Here is a 19,340-nt window from a genome sequence, read left to right as displayed (position 1 = left end):
ACGGGGAAGCGGCGGGCGAGGTTCCGCCCGCGGCTCAGAACGGCAGCTTGAAGCCCGGCGGCAGGGGAATGCCCGCGGTCATCTTGCTCATCGAATCCTGGGCGGCGGCATCCGCCTTGGCCCGCGCATCGTTGAACGCGGCGGCCAGCAGGTCCTCCAGCATCCCCTTCTCCGCGGGGTTGAGCAGCGAATCATCGATGTTCATGCCGATGATCCGGCCCTTGGCGGTGGCGCGGACCTTCACCAGCCCGCCGCCGGAAACGCCCTCCACCTCGACGCTGTCCAGGTTCGCCTGCGCCTTCTGCAGCTCGGCCTGGACGTTCTGCGCCATGGCCATGATGTCTTCGAGGCTCTTCATGCAACGTTGCTCCGTGTTCTCGTCCAGCCGCTAAGTTCGGCATCGGGAAAGGCTTCCATCGCGGCCGCCACCATCGGCGACCGCAGCACCGCATCGCGCTCCGCCGCCGCCTGCGCCTCGATCGTCTCGCGCACGCTGGGAGCGCCCGCGGCTTCGGAGAGCGCGATCTTCCACGCCCTGCCGGTCAGTTCCTTGAGCGCCGACGCAAGCTCCTGCGCGAACTCGCGCGGCATCGGCCGCACGGTCCCCGCCTCGATCTCCGGCGGAGCGAAGCGGATCGGGCGCAGATAGTCGTGGACCTGCTGCGCGAGCTGGAAACGCCCCTTGTCCTGCAGGAGTTGCGCAAGCTCCGCCATGTCGCGCGGCCCCGCGGGCGCCGGTGCGGGAGCGGGGCCACCCGCGCCGCCGCCGGCCGGCGCCTGGAACGCGCCGCTCGCGATCTGCCGCGCCAGTTCGCCCGGATCGGGAAGCTGCGATGCGTGGATCACGCGCAGCAGCGCCATCTCTGCCGCCTCGATCGGCAGTACGGCGCGCGCCACCTCGTCATGCCCCTTCAGCAGCAACTGCCACAGCCGGTGCAGTGCCGGGAAGGAGAGCGCCGCCGCCCAGCGTTCCAGCGCCTGCACCTCCTCCACCGCCTGCCCGGCCGCGGGGGTTGTGCCCAGCTTGGTCAGCGTCACACCATGCACCGTTTCCAGCAGCGTGCGCAGCACCGCCTGCGGATCGACGCCCAGATCATATTGCCCGCGCAGCGACGCCAGCGCGGCGGGCGCGTCGCCCTCGACGAGCAGGCCGAACAGATCGCGGATCGCACCGCGATCGGAAAGGCCCAGCATCGCGCGGACGGCAGCGGCGGCCACCGCCCCGCCCTCCATCCCGGCATGGGCGATCGCCTGGTCCAGGATCGAAAGCCCGTCGCGCGCCGATCCCTCGGCTGCGCGCGCGATCAGCGCCAGCGCCTCCGGCTCCACCTCCGCCCCTTCCGCCTCGCACACCATGGAGAAATGCTGGGCGAGCAGCTCCGCCGGGATGCGGCGCAGGTCGAACCGCTGGCAGCGCGACAGCACGGTCACCGGCACCTTCGCCACCTCGGTGGTGGCGAACAGGAACTTCACATGCGCAGGCGGCTCCTCCAGCGTCTTCAGAAGGCCGTTGAACGCGGCCTTCGAGAGCATGTGGACCTCGTCGATGATGTAGATCTTGTAGCGCGCCGAGACCGCGGCGTAGCGCGACGCCTCGATGATCTCGCGGATGTCGTCGATGCCGGTATGGCTGGCGGCGTCCATCTCGATCACGTCGATATGGCGCCCCTCGGCGATGGCGCGGCACGGCTCGCACGCGCCGCACGGATCGATCGTCGGCCCGCCCTGCCCGTCCGGACCGATGCAATTCAGCGCCTTGGCGATCAGCCGCGCGGTGGAGGTCTTGCCCACCCCGCGCACCCCGGTGAGCAGGAAGGCATGCGCCAGCCGGTCGCGCTTGATCGCGTTGCCCAGCGTGGTGACCATCGCATCCTGGCCGATCAGCTCGCTGAACGTCTGCGGCCGGTATTTGCGCGCGAGCACGCGATAGGCGCCCTTGGCACCCTGGGGCTGCGGCGGTTCGTCCAGGCCAAGGAGGGAATCGGTCATTGCCCAACCCTTAGAGCGATTCCGGCGCGGGTGGTATCACCCGACAGGCCGGAAATCGCAGCGGCCGATCGGAACGGCGCGAAGCCTGACATGACGGCCGGCGATATGGGGAAGGTGGGAGCCGGAACGACCCGCAACGAAATCGTTGTGGCTGCTTCCTTCCGGATCTGACCAGGTTGGCGACGGCTACGTCCGCCCGACTCCCGCGGCGCATATGGGGGATGGCGGGCGCCCAGACAAGAGCGATCGCGCCGCGCACCGTCCCGCGGGCGGGCGCCGCCGCGGGGCCGGTATCAGTGGACGCCGGCCTGGGCGGAATGCGCGACAATGATCGCGGCGGTGAACATGAAGCTGAGGATGCCGATCGCCAGCGGCGACGATCGCGTGCGAAGCAGCAGGGACATTGCCTTTCTCCCGGCATCGCGGCGGGTCTGCCGCTCGACAAGCGCCCAGATGCCAGCGCCCAGCGCGGCAAGGAATTCGTGGATAGTCACGAGGGGGAACCTCCTGAGGCGCCGCCGGCGGCAAGCGCGATGCGATCGGGGTCAAGGTCCTGCATGCGCCAGGCGAGATCGGCGCCATCGCCGCGGCGGCGCGTGCCCGCCGAGGCGGTGCGGCCGCGCCCAACCTCCGCCTGCATCAGCGTGACGAAGCGGCGCAGCACATCCTCCGCCACCAGCGCCATGCGCAGCCGCGCGTCGGCATGGGCGGTGGGCCAGGCGCAGGCGATCTGGTGCGCCACCACGAGCTGATCCAGGATATCCGGCCGCTTGCCGCGATAGGCGCGCGGCAGGTGGCGCCCGTCGAACGAACGCGCGTTGCGGAAGAACAGCCGCCCGCGCTCCACCAGCACGGACGTGTCGACCATCAGTTGCGCCAGCCGCGCACGCTCCTCGGCGGCGGTCAGGCGCATGCGGGGGCTGCCGCAGATCAGGCGGAGCGTCTGGAGCGCCGAGATGCCCTCGTTCGCCCAGTTGTGGACGTCGTCGCGCCGCAGCTCGGACCGGCGCCAGCTAAGCCAGGTGGCGATCAGCGCGACGGCGGTGACGAGCGCCGAAACGGCGCCCGCTATCGCTTCGATATGATCGACGATCCAGTTGATCATGCCCGTCCCCACGCGAATCGGGCATATCAGCTAGCGGCCCTGCATGTCGCGGTGCTCGGAGGGCATGCGCACGGTCAAACCGTCCAGTTCCGGCACTAGCTGGATCTGGCAGGCCAGCCGGCTGGTGCGCGTGGCACCCATGGCGAGGTCGAGCATGTCTTCCTCCTCCTCGCTCGCGGGGGGCAGCCGCGCGAAATCCTCCGCCGCGACGATGACGTGGCAAGTCGAGCAGGCCATCTGCCCCTCGCACGTGCCCTCCAGCGGCTGGCCGGCGTTCTGCGCCACGTCGAGCAGGTTCGCGCCGGGCGCGGCCTCCACCTCGCGGGTGGTCACGCCGTCGGCGGCGACGAAGCGGACGCGGATCATGCCGCCACCCGCTGCGCGCGCGCCGCGCCGTCGATCCGGTCGAGTGCCGCCATCAATTCCTCCTCGCTGGTGTAGCGGCCGAAGCCGATTCGGATGCTGGCCCGCGCGTCGGCGTCGGTCAGCCCGATAGCCTTCAGCACATGGCTGGGCCGCCCCGAGCCGCTGGCACAGGCCGATCCCGCCGAAAAGGCCAGATCGCGCAGTTCCGACATCAGCCGCGCCGCGTCCAGCCCGGCGGTGCGCAGGTTGAGATTGCCGTGATAGCGTTCCTCGCGCGATCCGTTGAGCGTCCAGCCAGCACTCGCCATCCGCTGGAAGCCCGCGCGGAATAGCTGGGTGACGTGCGCATGATCCGCCCCGAACCGCGCCCGGGCCAGCCGCGCCGCCGCGCCGAACCCCGCGCACAGCGCCGGACTCAACGTGCCCGATCGCCCGCCGGGCTCCTGCCCGCCGCCATGCAGCAGCGGTTCCAGCGTCACCCCGTCGCGAATCCACAGCGCGCCCACGCCCTTCGGCCCGTGGATCTTATGCGCGGAGACGGCGACCAGATCGCATTCCGCCGGAATCCGCTCGCGGCCATACCCTTGCACCGCGTCGCACAGGAACAGCGCCCCCGCCTCATGCGCCAGCGCGGCGAGCTGGGCGACGGGCTGGACGGTGCCGATCTCGTTGTTGACCAGCATCGCCGCCACCAGCCCCGTGCCGGGCCGGATCGCGGCGCGGGCGGCGGGGAAATCGACCAGCCCGTCGGGGTTGACGGGCAGCACCGTCACGTCCCGCCCCTTGCGCGCCTCGGCCGCTACCGTGTCGAGCACCGCGGCATGTTCGGTGGCTAGCGTGACGATGGGGCCGGAGCTGCCCTGGATCGCCCAGTTGAGCGCCTCGGTCGCGCCGCCGGTGAAGCTGAGCGTGCCGCCGCCGGGCATCAACTCCGCCACCGCCTCGCGCGCCGCCTCCACCGCCGCCTTGGCCGCGCGGCCGGGCGCGTGGGCGGAATGCGGGTTTGCGAAACTGTCCCTGAGCCACGGCAGCATCGCCTCCAGCGCCTCGGGCGCGAGCGGGGTGGTGGCCTGATAGTCGAGATAGGTCATGCGGCGCCTTCCATGATCGACGCGCGCGCATCAAGGAAGGCCTCGAGATCGCTCGGCGTGGTCGACCAGCCAATGCTGATGCGGATCGCCTTTGCGGCCTCTCCGGCGGGCACCCCAAAGGCCGCGAGCGCGCGGCTGGGCTTCAGCGTGCCCGAGGAACATGCGCTCCCGGCGGACACCGCGAAGCCCATCGCATCGAACCGGATAAGCTGCGCCGCCGCTGGCATCGGCATCGTCGCCGCGAAGATATGCGAGCACAGCATTCCACCCCCCAGGTGCTCGCCATGCGCAAATAGCGCATTCCTGAAGTCTAGGCGCTGCTCGGCCGATGTTCCCCAGCTCTCCACCCCGCCGGCCTCGAGCGCAGCGGCGAAACCGAGCGCACTGGGCAGGTTTTCCGTTCCGCGCCGGTAACCGAACTCATGCCCGCCGGCCGGCTCCAACGTCGCGAGATCGCGAACCAGCAGCGCTCCGATGCCGGGCGGACCGCCAAGCTTGTGCGCCGATACGACGATCAGGTCCGCATCGGGAAGCGGCATCTTCCCGGCCGACTGCGAGGCATCGCAAAGCATCAGCCCGCCCACTTCGCGCACCGTGCGGGTCTCGTCGAAAAGCAGGATATTGCCCGTTTCGGAGTTGACCGACTGGATCGCGACCAGCGGCACGCCGTCTCCGCGCGCCAGCCAATCGGCCAGAAACCCGGCATCGGGCGCCCAATCGTCGATCGGCAACACATCGGCGCCGGGAGCCGCGGCGAATACCGCGTCATGCTCGACCGCCGAGACTAGCCGCCGCGCGGCCTTGCTGCGGTTGAGCGCGATCCAGATCGCCTCGCTCGCGCCCGAGGTGAAGATCAGCTCGCCGTCCCAGCCCAGCGCGGCCTTTATCCGCGCCCGCGCATCCTCCAGCGCCGCGCGCGCCGCCCGTCCCTCGGCATGCGGCGAGCTGGGGTTCGCCCAGCGGCGCATCCCCTGCTCCACCGCCGCGATCGCCTCGGGCCGCATGGGCGTGGTTGCGGCGTGATCCAGATAGATGCGGCTCAAGTGTCGTTCCAATTGCGCGAAATCGCTCTGTGCCTATATAGCGCCCAACTCCACGTGCTCCACCGCGCGCATCCAAATTGAACAGGTTCCAGATGCCCGAAGTCATCTTTCCCGGTCCCGAAGGCCGCCTCGAAGGCCGTTTCGCCCCCGCTCCGCGCCCCCGGGCGCCCGTGGCGATGATCCTCCATCCGCACCCGAACGCGGGCGGCACGATGAACAACCGCATCGTGCAAGAGCTGTACAAGACCTTCCAGCGCCGCGGATTCGCGACGCTGCGCTTCAACTTCCGCGGCGTGGGCAAGAGCCAGGGCGTGTTCGACAACGGCATCGGCGAACTTTCCGACGCCGCGAGCGCGCTCGATTGGGTGCAGAGCTTCCACCCGGAAGCCTCGACCACCTGGATCGCGGGCTACAGCTTCGGCGCGTGGATCGGCATGCAGCTCCTGATGCGCCGCCCGGAAATCCGCGGCTTCATCTCGGTCGCGCCGCCGGCGAACATGTACGACTTCACCTTCCTGGCGCCCTGCCCCAGCAGCGGCATCATCATCCAGGGCGACAATGACGAGGTCGTGACCCCCGGCGCCACGCAGAAGCTGGTCGACAAGCTGCGCACGCAGAAGCACATCACCATCCACCACGACACCATCCCGGGCGCGAACCACTTCTTCGAGCACGAGATGCCGCAGTTGATGGGCAGCGTGGACAAGTATCTGGACATGCGTCTGGACCCGAACTCGCCGATCCGCTGAGGCGAGGGAGCCGCGCCGCCCGCGCATCGGCGGGCGGCAGCCCCCCGTCAAACCACCCAGATCGCGATGTTGCCCGCCACCACGGCGGAGCAGACCAGCATCAATAGGCCCTTCTGCCGGTCGCCGCGGCGGAGCATGCGATAGCCGCCCCAGGCAAGCAGGATCGCCCCCGCCGTCGCCAGGCTGAGCAGCATCGATGCGGTCTGGCTGATCGGCTGATTCACGGGCACGCTCCCTCGATTGCCCGGTCCGCCTGCCCCATCGGGCGCGGCGCCGTCAATCGATCCGCGACCATGTCTGCGAGCGGCAACCGAGTCCGCCGAGCAGGCACCCCTTGCCCACCAGGGTCCGGTCATCGATCCGCGTCACGGTGCCCGAAAAGGTCTTGCCGATATCGGGCACATAGACGCGGCCGCGCCACACGTCCTTGCCGGCCGGGCGGAAATCCTGGAACAATTGCACGCCGACCAGCGGATCGGTGCCGCCGCGCCGCGCGTCGGCCTTGGCCTTCTCATTAGCCCAGACCACGGTGCCGCAGGTCGCATCGCCGCAGCGATGGACCTTCACATGCACGCTGTTCTGCGGGTTTCGCCAGGTGCCGAGCGACCCCTGGCCGGAGGATTGTCCGCCCGCCGGCCCCGCCGCCAGCAGCGCGGCGATCGCGAGAAGAGCGCCGCGCACCGCGCTCAGCGCTTCAGCTTGCTCGCGCCGCCCGCCAGGATCGCCGCGCTGGCCTCCGCCGCGCCGCGATAGGCTTCCTGGTGCGTTACGCTCCAATAGACCAGCTTTTCCAGCGGGATGGGCTCCCCGGAAACCGCGCAGCGCACATGGCTGCCGCGCCTTAGTACGTCGAATTGCGGGGTGCGGTAGCGAAGCACCGCCAGTCCGGACGAGTCGAGCATGGAAAACCGGTAGCAGATCAGCCCGCGGAATTCAGCACCGCTGCATAGGCTTCCGGATCGACATTCCCGCCGGAGAGAATCACCAGCGTCCCCGGCTTCACCGCCACCTTGCGCGCCAGCAGCGCGGCGAGCGCGGCGGCACCACCCGGCTCCACCACCAGCCGCAGCACGCGCGCGGCCCAGCGTTGCGCCTCGCGCACCTCCGCCTCGCTCACGGCCAGGCCAATCGCGCCGCGCCGCGCGAGCACCTCGAAGGTGAGCGGCGACACCCGCGGCGTCATCAGCGCGTCGCAGGCGGTGGGGGGCGCGTCCTCCGCCACACCCTCGATCCAGCCGGCCTCCAGGCTGCGGCGCATATCGTCCCAGCCCTCCGGCTCGACGACGGTGATCTCCGATTCGGGCAACGCGAGCGCGAGGCCCGCGGCCAGCCCGCCGCCGCCACAGGGCGCGATCACCAGATCGGGATCGGGCAGCTTCATCTCCACCATCTGGCTCATCGCCTCGATGCCGGCGCTGCCCTGGCCCTCGATCACCCAGGCGTCGTCGAAGCTGGGCACCAGGGTGGCGCCGCGGGCATGCGCCAGGTGGGCCGCGATCTTCTCGCGATTCTCGGTCCGGCGGTCATAGGTGACCACCTCCGCGCCCAGCGCCAGCGTGGCGTCGCGCTTCACCCGCGGCGCGTCTTCCGGCATCACGATCACCGCCGGCATGCCCAGCCGCCGCGCCGCCCAGGCCACGCCCTGCGCATGATTCCCGGAGGAAAAGGCGACCACGCCGCGCGCCCGCTGGCCGGGGTCCAGCGCGGTCAGCCGGTGCCATGCGCCGCGCACCTTGAACGCGCCGATCGGCTGCAGCGTCTCCGCCTTGAACGCCACCTGGCGCCCGTGAATTTCCGCTGTCAGCAGAGGGGTTTGCGGCAGAATTGCTGCGATCTTGGCAGCAGCATCGCGGACGCCCGCCCGCGTCGGCTGTCGCACGATAGTCACGATCCACCCCCCACGTGAAATTCCCGATCCATAACCGCTTTACATGCGGACTCACCGCTCTTATGTGCGCCTTCCGCTGCCCCATGGGACTTCCAACCGCAAGGCAGCTTTTGTCACCGTATGCCGAAAGGCAATTGGAGGTCCCTTGAATTGCACAAGCATCATAGCGCGCTGGGGCTAGCTATCGCCCATCGACCGGTCCAGCCGGTCACGCTCATCCGTCCGCACGCCGCATCGCGTGCCGCCCGCTTCTTTGTGGAGAAGTTTCCGGGCCGCTCGATGTATGCCGTGAAGGCGAACCCCTCGCCCGAACTGATTCGGGTGCTGTGGGAAAGCGGCATCACGCATTTCGACGTCGCCTCGATCGCGGAGGTGCGGCTCGTGGCGCGCACGCTGCCCGAAGCGACGCTGTGCTTCATGCATCCGGTGAAGGCCGAAGAGGCGATCGCCGAGGCCTATTTCACCCATGGCGTGCGCGTGTTCAGCCTCGATTCGCTCGAGGAGCTGGACAAGATCATGCGCGCGACCAACGGCGCCGCCGATCTGACGCTGTGCGTGCGCATCCGCGTTTCGTCCGACCTGTCGAAGCTCAGCCTCGCGTCGAAGTTCGGCGCCGGCCCGGGCGAGACCAAGGCACTGTTGATCGCCGCGCGGCAGGCCGCGGACGCGCTCGGCATCTGCTTCCACGTCGGCAGCCAGGCGATGTCGCCGGACGCCTATGCCCAGGCGATGGAGCGCGTGCGCACCGCGATCGTCGAGGCGGGCGTGACCGTGGACGTGGTGGACGTGGGCGGTGGCTTCCCGTCGAGCTATCCCGGCATGGAGCCCCCGCCGCTGGAGCGCTATTTCGCGACCATCCACCGCGCGTTCGAGAGCCTGCCCGTCAGCTACTCGTCGGAACTGTGGTGCGAGCCGGGCCGTGCGCTGTGCGCCGAATACAGCTCGCTGATCGTCCGCGTCGAGCGCCGCCGCGGCGACGAGCTGTACATCAACGACGGCGCCTATGGCGCGCTGTTCGACGCCGCGCACATCGGCTGGCGCTTCCCCGTCCGCCTGCTGCGCGAGCCGGAGAGCCATGCCAAGCCGGTCGAGTACAGCTTCTACGGCCCGACCTGCGATGATCTGGACCATATGGCCGGCCCGTTCGAGCTGCCCGCGGACGTGCGCGCGGGCGACTATATCGAGATCGGCATGCTGGGCGCCTATGGCAGCGCGATGCGGACCGCCTTCAACGGCTTCGGATCGGGCGAAACCATCGAGGTCGCGGACGAGCCGATGACGAGCCTGTACGAATCGGCTCCGGAACGCGAACTGCCGGCGAACGTCGTCACGCTTTGATCTGATGCGCCCTTCCCGCTCCCCTCCCGCCTGCGGGAGGGGTTGGGGGAGGGCGTGTCACACGATATACGCGCCGCCCAGCTAACCCATTACAGCCCCTCCCATCGGGTGGGTTCCCCGGGTCAGCCATGCCCCCGGCATGGCTGAGAAATGTCCGGGGGACATTTCGACCCGAGTTACCCACCCGATCCTCCCCGCAAACGGGAGGGGGACAACGGAGCCGAAGATGACCGACAGCCTGACCAAGACCGCGGCGGCCAATCCGCCGATCAACGACACCCGCAAGGCGGAGCTGCTCTCCACCGAGGTCGAGCATATCGACATCACCAAGTTCGACGCGCGCCCGATCGTCGAGGCGATGCGCAAGATGAGCTTCACCAGCCGCGACCTGGGCCGCGCCACCGACATCTACAACCAGATGCTGGCCGATCCGGAATGCACCATCTTCCTGGTCATCGCGGGCTCGACGTCCGCGGGCGGCTGCATGGACCTCTATGCGGAGCTGCTGCGCAACAACATGATCGACGGCGTGGTCGCCACCGGTGCGACGATCGTCGACATGGATTTCTTCGAAGGGCTTGGCCACAAGCATTATCAGGCGCTTGAGATCCCCGACGACGATACGCTGCGCTCGCTCTACATCGACCGCATCTACGACACCTATATCGACGAGGAGGATCTCCAGAACGTCGATCACACGATCTTCGAGATCGCCGAGACGCTGGAGCCGCGCCCCTATTCGAGCCGCGAGTTCATCCGCGCGATGGGCAAGTATCTGGTCGAGAACGGCAAGAAGGAGAACAGCCTGGTCAAGCTCGCCTATGAGCATGACGTGCCGATCTTCTGCCCCGCCTTTACCGACAGCTCGGCCGGCTTCGGGCTGGTGAAGCATCAGGTGGACGCGATGAAGGCCGGCCGGCCCTACATGACGATCGATTCGGTCGCGGATTTCCGCGAGCTGACCGACATCAAGATCGCGGCGGGCACCACCGGCCTACTGATGATCGGCGGCGGCGTGCCCAAGAACTTCATCCAGGACACGGTCGTCTGCGCCGAGATCCTGGGCCATGAGGACGTCGCCGTTCACAAATATGCGGTGCAGATCACCGTGGCCGACGTGCGCGACGGCGCCTGTTCGTCCTCGACGCTGCAGGAGGCCGCGAGCTGGGGCAAGGTGAACACCGGCATCGAGCAGATGGTGTTCGCCGAGGCGGGCAGCGTGATGCCGCTGCTGGCGTCGGACGCCTATCACCGCGGCCATTGGAAGACCCGCGCCAAGCGCGCCTGGGGCAAGCTGTTCGCCTGATCGCGTCGCGCGGGGCTCCACGCCGGAGCCCCGCGCCTCCGCTCCGGCGCCAATAATAGGTTGCATTAACGAACCCAGTTCGTCAGTTTCGGAACCGGAACGGACGAAGGGGAGAGGATATGCACAGCCCGATACTGGCGCCGGTCGTGGCGCTCGTCGTCTGGTCGCTGGTGATGCTGCTGTGGCTGCTCGCGGTGCGGCTGCCGGCACTGAAGAAGGCCGGAATCGACATCGGCAAGGCGCGCGGCGGCCGCCCCGGCCTGCTCGATACCGTGCTGGACGAGAAGGACCAGTGGCCCGCCCACAACTATATCCACCTGATGGAACAGCCGACGCTGTTCTATGCCATCGCCATCACGCTGGCCGTGCTGGGCCAGGGCGGCGGGTATAGCCTGTGGCTCGCCTGGGCCTATGTCGGCCTTCGCGTGCTGCACAGCATCGTGCAGGCGACCTTCAACAAGATATCGATCCGCTTCCTGCTGTTCGTGCTCTCCACCGGAGCGCTGATCGGGCTGGCCGCGCAAGGCGTCCGCGCGCTGATGGTGGCCGGGCTGCTCTGGTAGCGGGCTGCGGAGGGGCGAACGGTGGAAGCTTGCGGCGAGCGGAGCCGCCGGGCGCGGCGCCGCAGTCAGCCGAACAGCCGCGCCAGGCTGCGTTCGAGCATCAGCAACTGCCATAGCGTGCGGCCGTGCTCGGCGCGGCCGGCGCGATGGTCTTCCGCCAGCTTCGCGATCGCCGCGGTGTCGAACCAGCCCGTGCCCGTCAGCACCGGCGACCGGCCCAGCGCCTCCGCCTCGCCCGCCAGCGCCTTGCGGAACCAGGCGCTCACGGGCGTCACGAACCCCATCTTGGGCCGGTACAGCACCTCGCGCGGCAGATAGGGCTCCATCGCCTTCTTAAGGATCCACTTGCCCTGCCCGCCGCGGATGCGCAGCGAGGGCGGCAGCGTGGCGGCGAACTCGACCAGCTTATAGTCGAGCAGCGGCTCGCGCGCTTCCAGGCTGACCGCCATGCTGGTGCGATCGACCTTGTTGAGGATGTCGCCGGGCAGCCAGTGCTGCAGATCGGCATATTGCGCGCGGTCCAGCGCGTCGCGCGCCGGGGCCTGGCGCATCGTATCGGTATAGCGCCGCTCCGCGCGATGGCCGTCGAGCGCGCGGACGGCATCGGCGCTGTAGAGCCGCATCCGCTGCTCCGGCGTGGTGACGCCCACCGCCTTGGGATAGGCGAACTCGCCGCCCTCCGCGAGCGCGAGCAGCGTCGTCTTCGCGCGGAACGGGCGCGGCGCCCAGTCCGCCTTTGGATAGAGCCGCCCCAGCGTGCCGAACACCGCGCCGCGCAGCCCCTGGGGCAGCAGCCCGCGCACCCGCTCCTCGGCGGCGAAGAACTTGTAGCGGCGGTATCCCGCGAACGCCTCGTCCGCGCCGTCTCCGGAGAGCGCGACGGTCACATGCTCGCGCGCCAGCTCGCACACGCGATAGGTGGCCAGCGCCGAGGCATCGGCGAAGGGCTCGTCAAAGGCGCCCACCAGCGTGTCGATCAGCGCGAAATCGTCCGGCGCCACGGTGCGTTCGCGATGTTCGGTGGCGAAGCGCTGGGCGATCAGCCGCGCATAGCTGGTCTCGTCATGGTCCGCCTCGTCGAAGCCGATCGAGCAGGTCTTGACGGCGTTCTTGCTCGTCTCCGCCATCATCGCGACCACCGCGGAACTGTCCACCCCGCCTGACAGGAAGGCGCCGAGCGGCACGTCCGCGATCATTCGCGACGCGACGGCAGCGCGCATCCGCGCGACCAGCTCCGCCTCCAGGTCGCGCAGCTTGCCCGTGGCGCGGCGGGAGAAGTCCGCATCCCACCAGCGCACCGGCTGCGGCACCGGCTTGCCGCGCTCGATCAGCAGGAAATGGGCGGCGGGAAGCTTCTTCACGCCCGCCACCAGCGATGCGTCGTCGGGGACATAGCCCAGGCCCAGGAAATCCTCGACCGCGCGGAAATCGGCCGCGCGGCGGAACAGCGGATGCGCGAGCAACCCCTTCAGCTCCGACGCGAAGGTTACCGCGCCGTCCGACAGCTCCGCATAATGGAGCGGCTTCACCCCGAAGCGGTCGCGCGCCAGGAACAGGCTGCGCCGCTCCGCGTCATACAGCGCGAAGGCGAACATGCCGTTCAGCCGCGACAGCATCGACGGCCCCCAGGCGCGCCAGCCGTGGAGCAGCACCTCGGTATCGCTGTTCGAGCGGAACTGCGCGCCCATCGCCTCCAGCTCGGCGCGGACTTCCTGGAAATTGTAGATCTCGCCGTTGTAGCTGACCGCGAGCTGCTCGTCGGGCGTCAGCATCGGCTGGGCGCCGGCTTCGGTCAGGTCGATGATCGCCAGACGGCGGTGGCCCAGCCCCACGCCCTGCGCGGTCCACACGCCCGCCGCGTCCGGCCCGCGATGCGCCTGCGCGTCCGCCATCGCGGCGACGCGCGCCGGATCGACGGGCTTTGGCGAGCGGGGATAGTAGATTCCGGCGATGCCGCACATGCTTCGGCGTTACCCTTCACCCGTCGCTTCGTCATCCCCGCGCGGCGGGGTTTCCGCTCATAATTCTCGCGCGAAGACGTCCGGCTGCCGGCGCAGGAGCGCCGCGCCCTTCAGCGCGTCCCCGCCATCCGGTCGGCCAGCGCATCCGCGGGGCCGGCGGCGCGCAGGAAATCCGCGATCGCCGCGCGGCCGCCCGCATCGCTCTCCGCCGACAGCAGCAGCGCCACGGCGCGCTGGTCGCCGCCCAGCAGGCGCGCCTTCAGCGTCTCCAGCTTCACGCGCCGCTCGCTCGCGGTGGTGACGCCGCCGATGCGGTACCAGGTCGCCACCTCGCGCTCGACGCGGCCGGGGCCGATCATGCGCAGCGCGCCGCCGCCGTCCAGCGCGGGAAGATCCTCGATCCGCACCCAGCGATCATTCTCACGGATCGCGCCGATGCCGAAGCCCACCAGCTCCTTGCCCTCATGCTGATTGGCATAGATCGCCACCGCGACATCCACCGCCCTGCCCTGCGCATCGGCATAGCGGCCGATCAGGAAATGGTCGGCGCCAGGATAGTTGGGGGTCCAGGGCGCACGGACGCTGAGCGCCACGCGGCTCCAGCCCGGCACCTGCGGCAGCTCCACCTGCCGCGGAACCGGTGCGGCGCGCGCGGACACCAGGCTGCTCCAGCCCAGGAACAGGCTGGCCACCGTCAGCACCAGCAGCGCCGCGACCGGCGCTTCCAGCCGCCGCCCGGCGTCGCGCTGGAGCGCGGCGGGATCGAACCAGGCCGCGTCCGGATCGCGATCGAACCAGCGCCAGCCGATCGCCAGCACCGCCGCCATCACCAGCGCGAAGAACAGCCAGCCATAGACGATATGGTCCATGCCGGTGGCCTGCTCCACCGATGTCCACCAGGCCGCATAGATCGTCCCGAAGGCGCGCAGCCCGTTGGCGATAACCGGCACCACCAGCGCCACGCCCATGAAAGCCGCGCGGCGCCGCCAGGAGACGAAGCAGACGTTCGCCGCCAGCGTGCCGAACGCCAGCATCGCGATGAAGAACTTGGCGCCCGAACAGGCCTCGGCGATCTCGAAAAAGCCGTTGGGCGTGGTGATCAGCACCCCGTCCACGCTCGCGGGCACGCCGAACAGGTGGAGCAGCGGCATCGTCATCGCGACGGTGATCTGCTGCAACGGCCCTTCGAACCCGTCGCCGAAGGGCACCAGGAACAGCATATAGGCGAGCGGAAACAGCAGCGCCTGCGCCACGTTGCGGCCCAGCAGCGTCACCACAGCGCCCTGAAGCATCACGATCAGCCCGGCATGGCGCAGCAGCGCGACGCCGCCCGCATCGCCCAGCAGCCACGAAAGTCCGCCCGCGCCGGCGATCGCCAGGCCAGGCCACCAGCCCGCCGGAGCCACCTGCGCCAGCTCGTGCCGGCGCTGCCACACCAGCCAGCCGATCACCGGCGCGATGAACAGGCAATGGCCGAAGGTAGTGTTGGTCCAATAGATGCGGGCAAGGTCGATCGCGTCGCCGCGGAACATCAGCAGCAGCACCGCCCAGGCGCCTGCCAGCAACGCCGCATGCCGCCGCCAGCGCGCGTCGAACGCAGGCGCCGGGCGCGCGAAGGCGCCGGGCGGGATCGCGATCGTCACGCGGCCGACCGGCGGGGCGGCTTCAGCCCCAGCAGCCCGTCGAGCGGCGCGAGCCGCGCCTCCCAGCTATAGCGTTGCTGCACCTGCCGGCGCGCCGCTGCGCCCAGCTCCGCCGCCTTCACACGATCGGACAACAGCTCGTTCACCGCCTCCGCGATCTCGCCCACCGTCGATCCGACGCGGATCGTTCCGCCATGGTCGATGCCGGTCGCGGCGGCCTCGGATGCGACCACCGGCCGCGCCATCGCCATGCCCTCCAGCACCTTGTTCTGGATGCCGCGCGCCAGCTTGAGCGGCGCGACCACCACCGCGGCGGCGGCCAGCCAGCCGCGCACGTCGGCCACCTCGCCGGTGACCGTCACGCCCGGATGCTTGCCCAGCGCCTTCACCGCATCGGTCGGATTGCGGCCCACGATGGCGAAGCGGGCGTCGGGGTGGGCCAGGCGGATATGCGGCAGGATCGTCTCGACGAACCAGGTCACGCCCTCGATGTTCGGGCGATAGTCCATCTGGCCGGTGAAGACGATCAGCGATCCCATTACATCGACCCGCTTGAAGCTCGCCTGCGGATCGAACTGCTCGGTATCGATGCCGTTTTCCACCACATGGACGCGCTCCGATCCGGTGCGCTCGCGGAAGAGCTGGGCCTCCGCCTCGCTGACGAACAGGCTGGCGTCGGCGCGGGCCGCAACGGCGCGCTCATGCTGCTGGAGCAGCCGCGCCTCGCGGCCGAGCATCCAGCCCACCGGCCCGCGCGCGCTGCGCGCATAGGCGGCGAACTTGGCCGAATCCATGTCGACGAAGTCCATGATCACCTTCTGGCGCGTGCGCTGCGGCACATATTGCGCCATCTGGCTGGAGAAGACGAAGATCGTGTCGATCGCATGCCGCGCCAGCAGATTGTCCACCTCGGCGCGGAGCTGCGAATTGTCGAACGCGGTCAGCGACACCGGCTTGTGCAGCATCAGCGCCTGCATCCCCGCCACCGCCTGCCCCTTGGAGCGCCAGACGATCGCGCGGTTGCCGGTGTATCGCGCCAGCCCGCCCTTGCGCTTCAGGTCCTTCTCGTCGTCGGCGAAGGCGATCAGATGCACGCGCTTGCGCTGCGAGAGATACTTCAGGATGTGGAAGCCGCGGATCTTGTCCCCCCGATCGGGCGGATAGGGGATGCGATGCGCCAGGAACAGGATGTCGCCCATCAGCCCAGGCCCTTCGCGATCCAGGGGCCGGCGCGGTTGGCGAGCCACAGCGGCATCCGCTTCCACAGCGCGACCTGCAGCCGGTATTTGGGGTTGAGCGGATTCGCGTCGCGCGGGCTGGCGCCCTCCTGCGTGCGATCGAAATAGGTCAGCGGCTTCGGCTCGAAGCCCCAGTTCTTCTTGAACGCCGCGGGGCCGGTGCCGACCTTCGAGCGGCCGAAATCGAAACGCGAGCAGCCGCGTTCGCGGGCATGGTGCATCAGCTCAAAATACATCCGGTCGTTGGCGCGTAGCGCCCGCGCCGCGGCCGTTCCGCCACCCCAATAGGGATAGACGGTCCCGTTCCAGTAAAGGCTGAGTACGCTCGACACCGCAACTCCACGATGGCGCACTATAAGCACGTCCGCGGATTTGCCAAACTCCCGCAAAACCTCGGAAAACAGCGTGCGCGGGAACACCGGCGTGCCCAGGTTGCGGACCGATTCAGCATAGACGGCATAATGGGCCGCAACATCCTCCGGCGCGCAGCCGGTGGCGATGTCCAGATCGAAGGTCAGCGATCGCCGCACCTCGGCGCGCTGCTTGCGCGGGATCGCCAGCAGCTCGGCCTCGTCGTCCACCGCGATCGGGCGGACGAAGCTCAGGTAGCGGCTCGAATCGCTGGTCCATTCCGGCCCCGGTAGCGGCCCGCCACGCAGCTCCAGCGCGGGCACGCCCAGCCGCCCGGCAAGCTCCCATGCGGCCTGCGCCAGCGGCGCCACCGCCGCCGTTCCTTCGGCCAGGATGCCGCCGCCCACGCCGAAACCGGCGGAAACCAGCGCCTTGCCGAACAGCGGCGAACGGCATTCGGTGAGCGGCAGCACGCCGGCGATCTCGCCATTGGCGCGCTCGGCGACCAGATAGTGGCTGCGCTGGCCGCAGCCGCGCGCCACGGCCGCGCTCCAGGCGGGCAGGTGGAAGGGGGTGCCGCCCGGGCAATCGTGGACGAACGCGCCGATGCGTGCGCGATCGATCGCCTCCTCAAGCACGGCGACGCGGATCGCGAGCGGCTGGCGGAGCAGCGGGGCGTTCATGCGGCGATCCTTCCCTCGGGCCGTTCGGCGGCGGCGCGCGCGATCGCGTCCATCCGTCCCCAGCGATGCGCGGCGAGCAGCGTGCGCAGCTTGCCCGCCATCGCGCCCAGCCGCGCATAATGGCGCAGGCGCGACTTGAGCGGGGCATTATGGACCCGCGGCTGCCCCGGGTCGATTTCCCAGGGGTGGAAATAGAAGACCGCCGGCTCGCCAATCCGGTTCTCGGCCTCGATCGCCGCACTGGTCACCGATCCGGGCAGCAGGCGGAAGAAGCCGCCCCCGGCGGTAACCTTCTTGCCCAGCACATGCGCCAGCGTCACCGGAATCTCCACGAAGGGCGAACCGGGCACGGGGCGGAAGGCGTGGCGGGGCGCCTCCGCCCAGCCGTAATGATCATGGTGCAGCGGCGCGACGCTCGACGAATAGGCGTATCCCGCCTCGGCCAGCACCGGATGCGCCCAGGGCGTGCGCCGGTCGATCGAGAAGCTCGGCGCGCGATATCCCGCGACCTTCGTGCCCGATGCGTCCTCCAGCGCCGCGCGTGCGCGGGCGATGTCGGCGCGGAACTGCTCCGGCCCCATGGTGAAGACGCGCTGATGGTCCCAGCCGTGGCTCGCGACCTCATGCCCGGCCTCTGCGATGCGGCGGATCAGCGCCGGATAGCGTTCCGCCACCCAGCCGAGCGCGAAGAAGGTCGCCTGGACCCCCGCCTCGTCGAGCAGCGCGAGCACGGCATCGGTGTTGCGTTCCACGCGATGTTCGAGCGAATCCCATTCCTCGCGCGCGATCACCGTTTCGAACGCGCCGACCTGGAACCAGTCCTCGACATCGACGGTGAAGGCGTTGACGACCATCGGCGCGCGGCTCAGGCGGCGTTGCCGCGGAGCGCCGCGATATCCGGCCGCTTGCCGGATTCGCCCGCCTCGACCCAATCGACCAGCAGCGTCAGCACGCGGCGCAGCGCCTCGTCCTGGGTCTTCAGATGCGTCTCCAGCTCGGCGATCCGCCGGTTGAGCGCCACCTCGTCCACCGTGGCGGCAGGCGCGGGCGCAGGCGACGGCGCGGGCGTACCCAGCGGGCGGGGCTCTCCGGCATGTACCGGCGCGGGCGAACCGATCGCGCGCGGCAGCACGTCGTTCAGCTCCAGCGGCTCCTCCGCCGGGGCGGGCGCGACCGGCTGGGGCGCGGCGCGCGGGCGCAGCGTGCTTTCGGGCGTGTCGCCGTCCAGATCGGCGATCACGTTCGCCACCTCTTCACCGCCGAAGGTCTCGATACCCTCCACCGCGCCGAACAGCAGCACGCGGCTGGCGAGCTGGTTCAGCCGCCGCGGCGACCCGCCCGACCAGCGATACATCATCGCCACCGCGTCGTTGGTGAAGCGCGGCTTGCCCCGCCAGCCCACGCAGGAGAGGCGATGGATCAGATAGGGTTCCACCTCGTCGGCATCCATCGGCGCCAGATGGTGCATGGCGATCACGCGCTGGCGCAACTGCTCCAGCCGCGGGTCCTGCAGCGTCAGCCGGAACTCGGGCTGGCCGAGCAGGAAGATCTGGAGCAGCGGATAGCCGCCGGCCTGGAAGTTGGAGAGCATGCGCAGCTCTTCCAGCGTCTCGAACGGCAGCGCCTGCGCCTCGTCCACCACCAGCAGCGTGCGCCGCCCGCTACGCGCGACGGCGTGGAGCCCGCGCTCGATCGCGGCGAGCATGCTCGCCTTGGATGCGTTGCCCGCGTCGATATCCAGCCCCGCCGCCACCAGCCGCAACAGATCCTGCGGGCTGAGCTGGGTGGAGACGATCTTGATGACGTTGAGCTGCTCGGGGTCGATCTGGCTGAGCAGGTGACCCATCAGCGTGGTCTTGCCCGCGCCCGGATCGCCGGTGATCACGACGAAGCCCTCGCCCTGGCTCAGGCCATAGCCGAGGTACGCCATCGCCTTGCGGTGCGTGGCGGTATCGAACCAGAACCTGGGGTCGGGGGTCAGTTGGAACGGCCGGCCCTGCAACCCATAATGGTCGTCGTACATCAC

Annotated in this window: 20 protein-coding genes and 1 other RNA gene; 4 read left to right on the top strand and 17 right to left on the bottom strand. The window is 69.5% G+C overall.

Annotated features, from left to right (window positions below; genetic code table 11):
* Positions 1 to 34: 34 nt before the first annotated feature.
* The 7 genes from OM513_RS06000 to OM513_RS05970 all read right to left on the bottom strand — a co-directional run bounded on the left by OM513_RS06000 (position 35) and on the right by OM513_RS05970 (position 5,594).
* Positions 35 to 358 (bottom strand): YbaB/EbfC family nucleoid-associated protein, encoded by a 324-nt coding sequence (locus OM513_RS06000; protein ID WP_264943243.1) that lies wholly within the window; start codon positions 356 to 358, stop codon positions 35 to 37.
* Positions 355 to 1,989 (bottom strand): DNA polymerase III subunit gamma/tau, encoded by a 1,635-nt coding sequence (locus tag OM513_RS05995; protein ID WP_264943242.1) that lies wholly within the window; start codon positions 1,987 to 1,989, stop codon positions 355 to 357. The genes OM513_RS06000 and OM513_RS05995 overlap by 4 nt, the downstream gene beginning before the upstream one ends.
* A gap of 110 nt (positions 1,990 to 2,099) precedes the next feature.
* Positions 2,100 to 2,197, bottom strand: an RNA gene (gene ffs / locus OM513_RS05990) — signal recognition particle sRNA small type.
* Between the two features lie 282 nt (positions 2,198 to 2,479).
* The gene (locus OM513_RS05985; RefSeq protein ID WP_264943241.1) at positions 2,480 to 3,094 is read right to left on the bottom strand and encodes a hypothetical protein; all 615 of its coding nucleotides are present in this window, start codon (positions 3,092 to 3,094) and stop codon (positions 2,480 to 2,482) included.
* Between the two features lie 30 nt (positions 3,095 to 3,124).
* Positions 3,125 to 3,460: a 2Fe-2S iron-sulfur cluster-binding protein gene (locus tag OM513_RS05980; RefSeq protein ID WP_264943240.1), complete on the bottom strand. Its 336-nt coding sequence runs from the start codon at positions 3,458 to 3,460 to the stop codon at positions 3,125 to 3,127.
* Positions 3,457 to 4,551, bottom strand: coding sequence for a cysteine desulfurase family protein (locus OM513_RS05975; protein ID WP_264943239.1), 1,095 nt, complete (start codon positions 4,549 to 4,551; stop codon positions 3,457 to 3,459). The genes OM513_RS05980 and OM513_RS05975 overlap by 4 nt, the downstream gene beginning before the upstream one ends.
* Positions 4,548 to 5,594, bottom strand: coding sequence for a cysteine desulfurase family protein (locus OM513_RS05970; RefSeq protein ID WP_264943238.1), 1,047 nt, complete (start codon positions 5,592 to 5,594; stop codon positions 4,548 to 4,550). The genes OM513_RS05975 and OM513_RS05970 overlap by 4 nt, the downstream gene beginning before the upstream one ends.
* Positions 5,595 to 5,686: 92 nt before the next feature.
* On the opposite strand from OM513_RS05970, the gene OM513_RS05965 reads away from it, so the two are divergent.
* Positions 5,687 to 6,343 (top strand): alpha/beta hydrolase, encoded by a 657-nt coding sequence (locus tag OM513_RS05965; protein ID WP_264943237.1) that lies wholly within the window; start codon positions 5,687 to 5,689, stop codon positions 6,341 to 6,343.
* 47 nt (positions 6,344 to 6,390) lie between these two features.
* Here the strand turns inward: OM513_RS05965 and OM513_RS05960 are convergent, their stop codons facing one another.
* Genes OM513_RS05960 through OM513_RS05945 form a run of 4 tightly spaced genes read right to left on the bottom strand, consistent with a single transcriptional unit; the run spans position 6,391 to position 8,231 of the window.
* Entirely contained in the window at positions 6,391 to 6,567 is a 177-nt protein-coding gene (locus OM513_RS05960; protein ID WP_264943236.1) for a hypothetical protein, read from the bottom strand.
* Between the two features lie 52 nt (positions 6,568 to 6,619).
* On the bottom strand, positions 6,620 to 7,024 hold the full coding sequence (locus OM513_RS05955) for a DUF2147 domain-containing protein (protein WP_319951603.1): 405 nt from the start codon (positions 7,022 to 7,024) through the stop codon (positions 6,620 to 6,622).
* A gap of 5 nt (positions 7,025 to 7,029) precedes the next feature.
* Entirely contained in the window at positions 7,030 to 7,245 is a 216-nt protein-coding gene (locus OM513_RS05950) for a DUF2093 domain-containing protein (protein ID WP_264943235.1), read from the bottom strand.
* A gap of 17 nt (positions 7,246 to 7,262) precedes the next feature.
* Positions 7,263 to 8,231, bottom strand: coding sequence for a threonine ammonia-lyase (locus OM513_RS05945; RefSeq protein WP_264943234.1), 969 nt, complete (start codon positions 8,229 to 8,231; stop codon positions 7,263 to 7,265).
* 150 nt (positions 8,232 to 8,381) lie between these two features.
* On the opposite strand from OM513_RS05945, the gene OM513_RS05940 reads away from it, so the two are divergent.
* The 3 genes from OM513_RS05940 (at position 8,382) to OM513_RS05930 (ending at position 11,438) form a co-directional block, all read left to right on the top strand.
* Positions 8,382 to 9,569: a type III PLP-dependent enzyme gene (locus OM513_RS05940; RefSeq protein WP_264943233.1), complete on the top strand. Its 1,188-nt coding sequence runs from the start codon at positions 8,382 to 8,384 to the stop codon at positions 9,567 to 9,569.
* Positions 9,570 to 9,795: 226 nt separating this feature from the next.
* Positions 9,796 to 10,875: a 1,9-bis(guanidino)-5-aza-nonane synthase gene (locus tag OM513_RS05935; RefSeq protein WP_264943232.1), complete on the top strand. Its 1,080-nt coding sequence runs from the start codon at positions 9,796 to 9,798 to the stop codon at positions 10,873 to 10,875.
* A gap of 119 nt (positions 10,876 to 10,994) precedes the next feature.
* Positions 10,995 to 11,438, top strand: coding sequence for an MAPEG family protein (locus OM513_RS05930; protein ID WP_264943231.1), 444 nt, complete (start codon positions 10,995 to 10,997; stop codon positions 11,436 to 11,438).
* A 65-nt stretch (positions 11,439 to 11,503) separates the two neighbouring features.
* Here the strand turns inward: OM513_RS05930 and OM513_RS05925 are convergent, their stop codons facing one another.
* From OM513_RS05925 to OM513_RS05900, 6 genes are all read right to left on the bottom strand, one after another.
* Entirely contained in the window at positions 11,504 to 13,399 is a 1,896-nt protein-coding gene (locus OM513_RS05925; RefSeq protein WP_264943230.1) for an XrtA/PEP-CTERM system amidotransferase, read from the bottom strand.
* Between the two features lie 110 nt (positions 13,400 to 13,509).
* A complete protein-coding gene (xrtA, locus tag OM513_RS05920) occupies positions 13,510 to 15,042 on the bottom strand; it encodes an exosortase A (protein WP_264943229.1) in 1,533 nt (510 codons plus the stop codon).
* The gene (locus OM513_RS05915) at positions 15,039 to 16,241 is read right to left on the bottom strand and encodes a TIGR03087 family PEP-CTERM/XrtA system glycosyltransferase (protein ID WP_264943228.1); all 1,203 of its coding nucleotides are present in this window, start codon (positions 16,239 to 16,241) and stop codon (positions 15,039 to 15,041) included. The genes xrtA and OM513_RS05915 overlap by 4 nt, the downstream gene beginning before the upstream one ends.
* Positions 16,241 to 17,314: a FemAB family XrtA/PEP-CTERM system-associated protein gene (locus OM513_RS05910; RefSeq protein ID WP_264943227.1), complete on the bottom strand. Its 1,074-nt coding sequence runs from the start codon at positions 17,312 to 17,314 to the stop codon at positions 16,241 to 16,243. The genes OM513_RS05915 and OM513_RS05910 overlap by 1 nt, the downstream gene beginning before the upstream one ends.
* Entirely contained in the window at positions 17,311 to 18,168 is an 858-nt protein-coding gene (locus tag OM513_RS05905; RefSeq protein WP_264943226.1) for an XrtA system polysaccharide deacetylase, read from the bottom strand. The genes OM513_RS05910 and OM513_RS05905 overlap by 4 nt, the downstream gene beginning before the upstream one ends.
* An 11-nt stretch (positions 18,169 to 18,179) precedes the next feature.
* The gene (locus OM513_RS05900; RefSeq protein WP_264943225.1) at positions 18,180 to 19,337 is read right to left on the bottom strand and encodes an AAA family ATPase; all 1,158 of its coding nucleotides are present in this window, start codon (positions 19,335 to 19,337) and stop codon (positions 18,180 to 18,182) included.
* Positions 19,338 to 19,340 lie beyond the last annotated feature (3 nt).

It is taken from the genome of Sphingomonas canadensis (assembly GCF_026013525.1).
Classification (GTDB): Bacteria; Pseudomonadota; Alphaproteobacteria; order Sphingomonadales; family Sphingomonadaceae; genus Sphingomonas; species Sphingomonas canadensis.
This window is presented reverse-complemented; position numbering and strand designations above follow the sequence as displayed.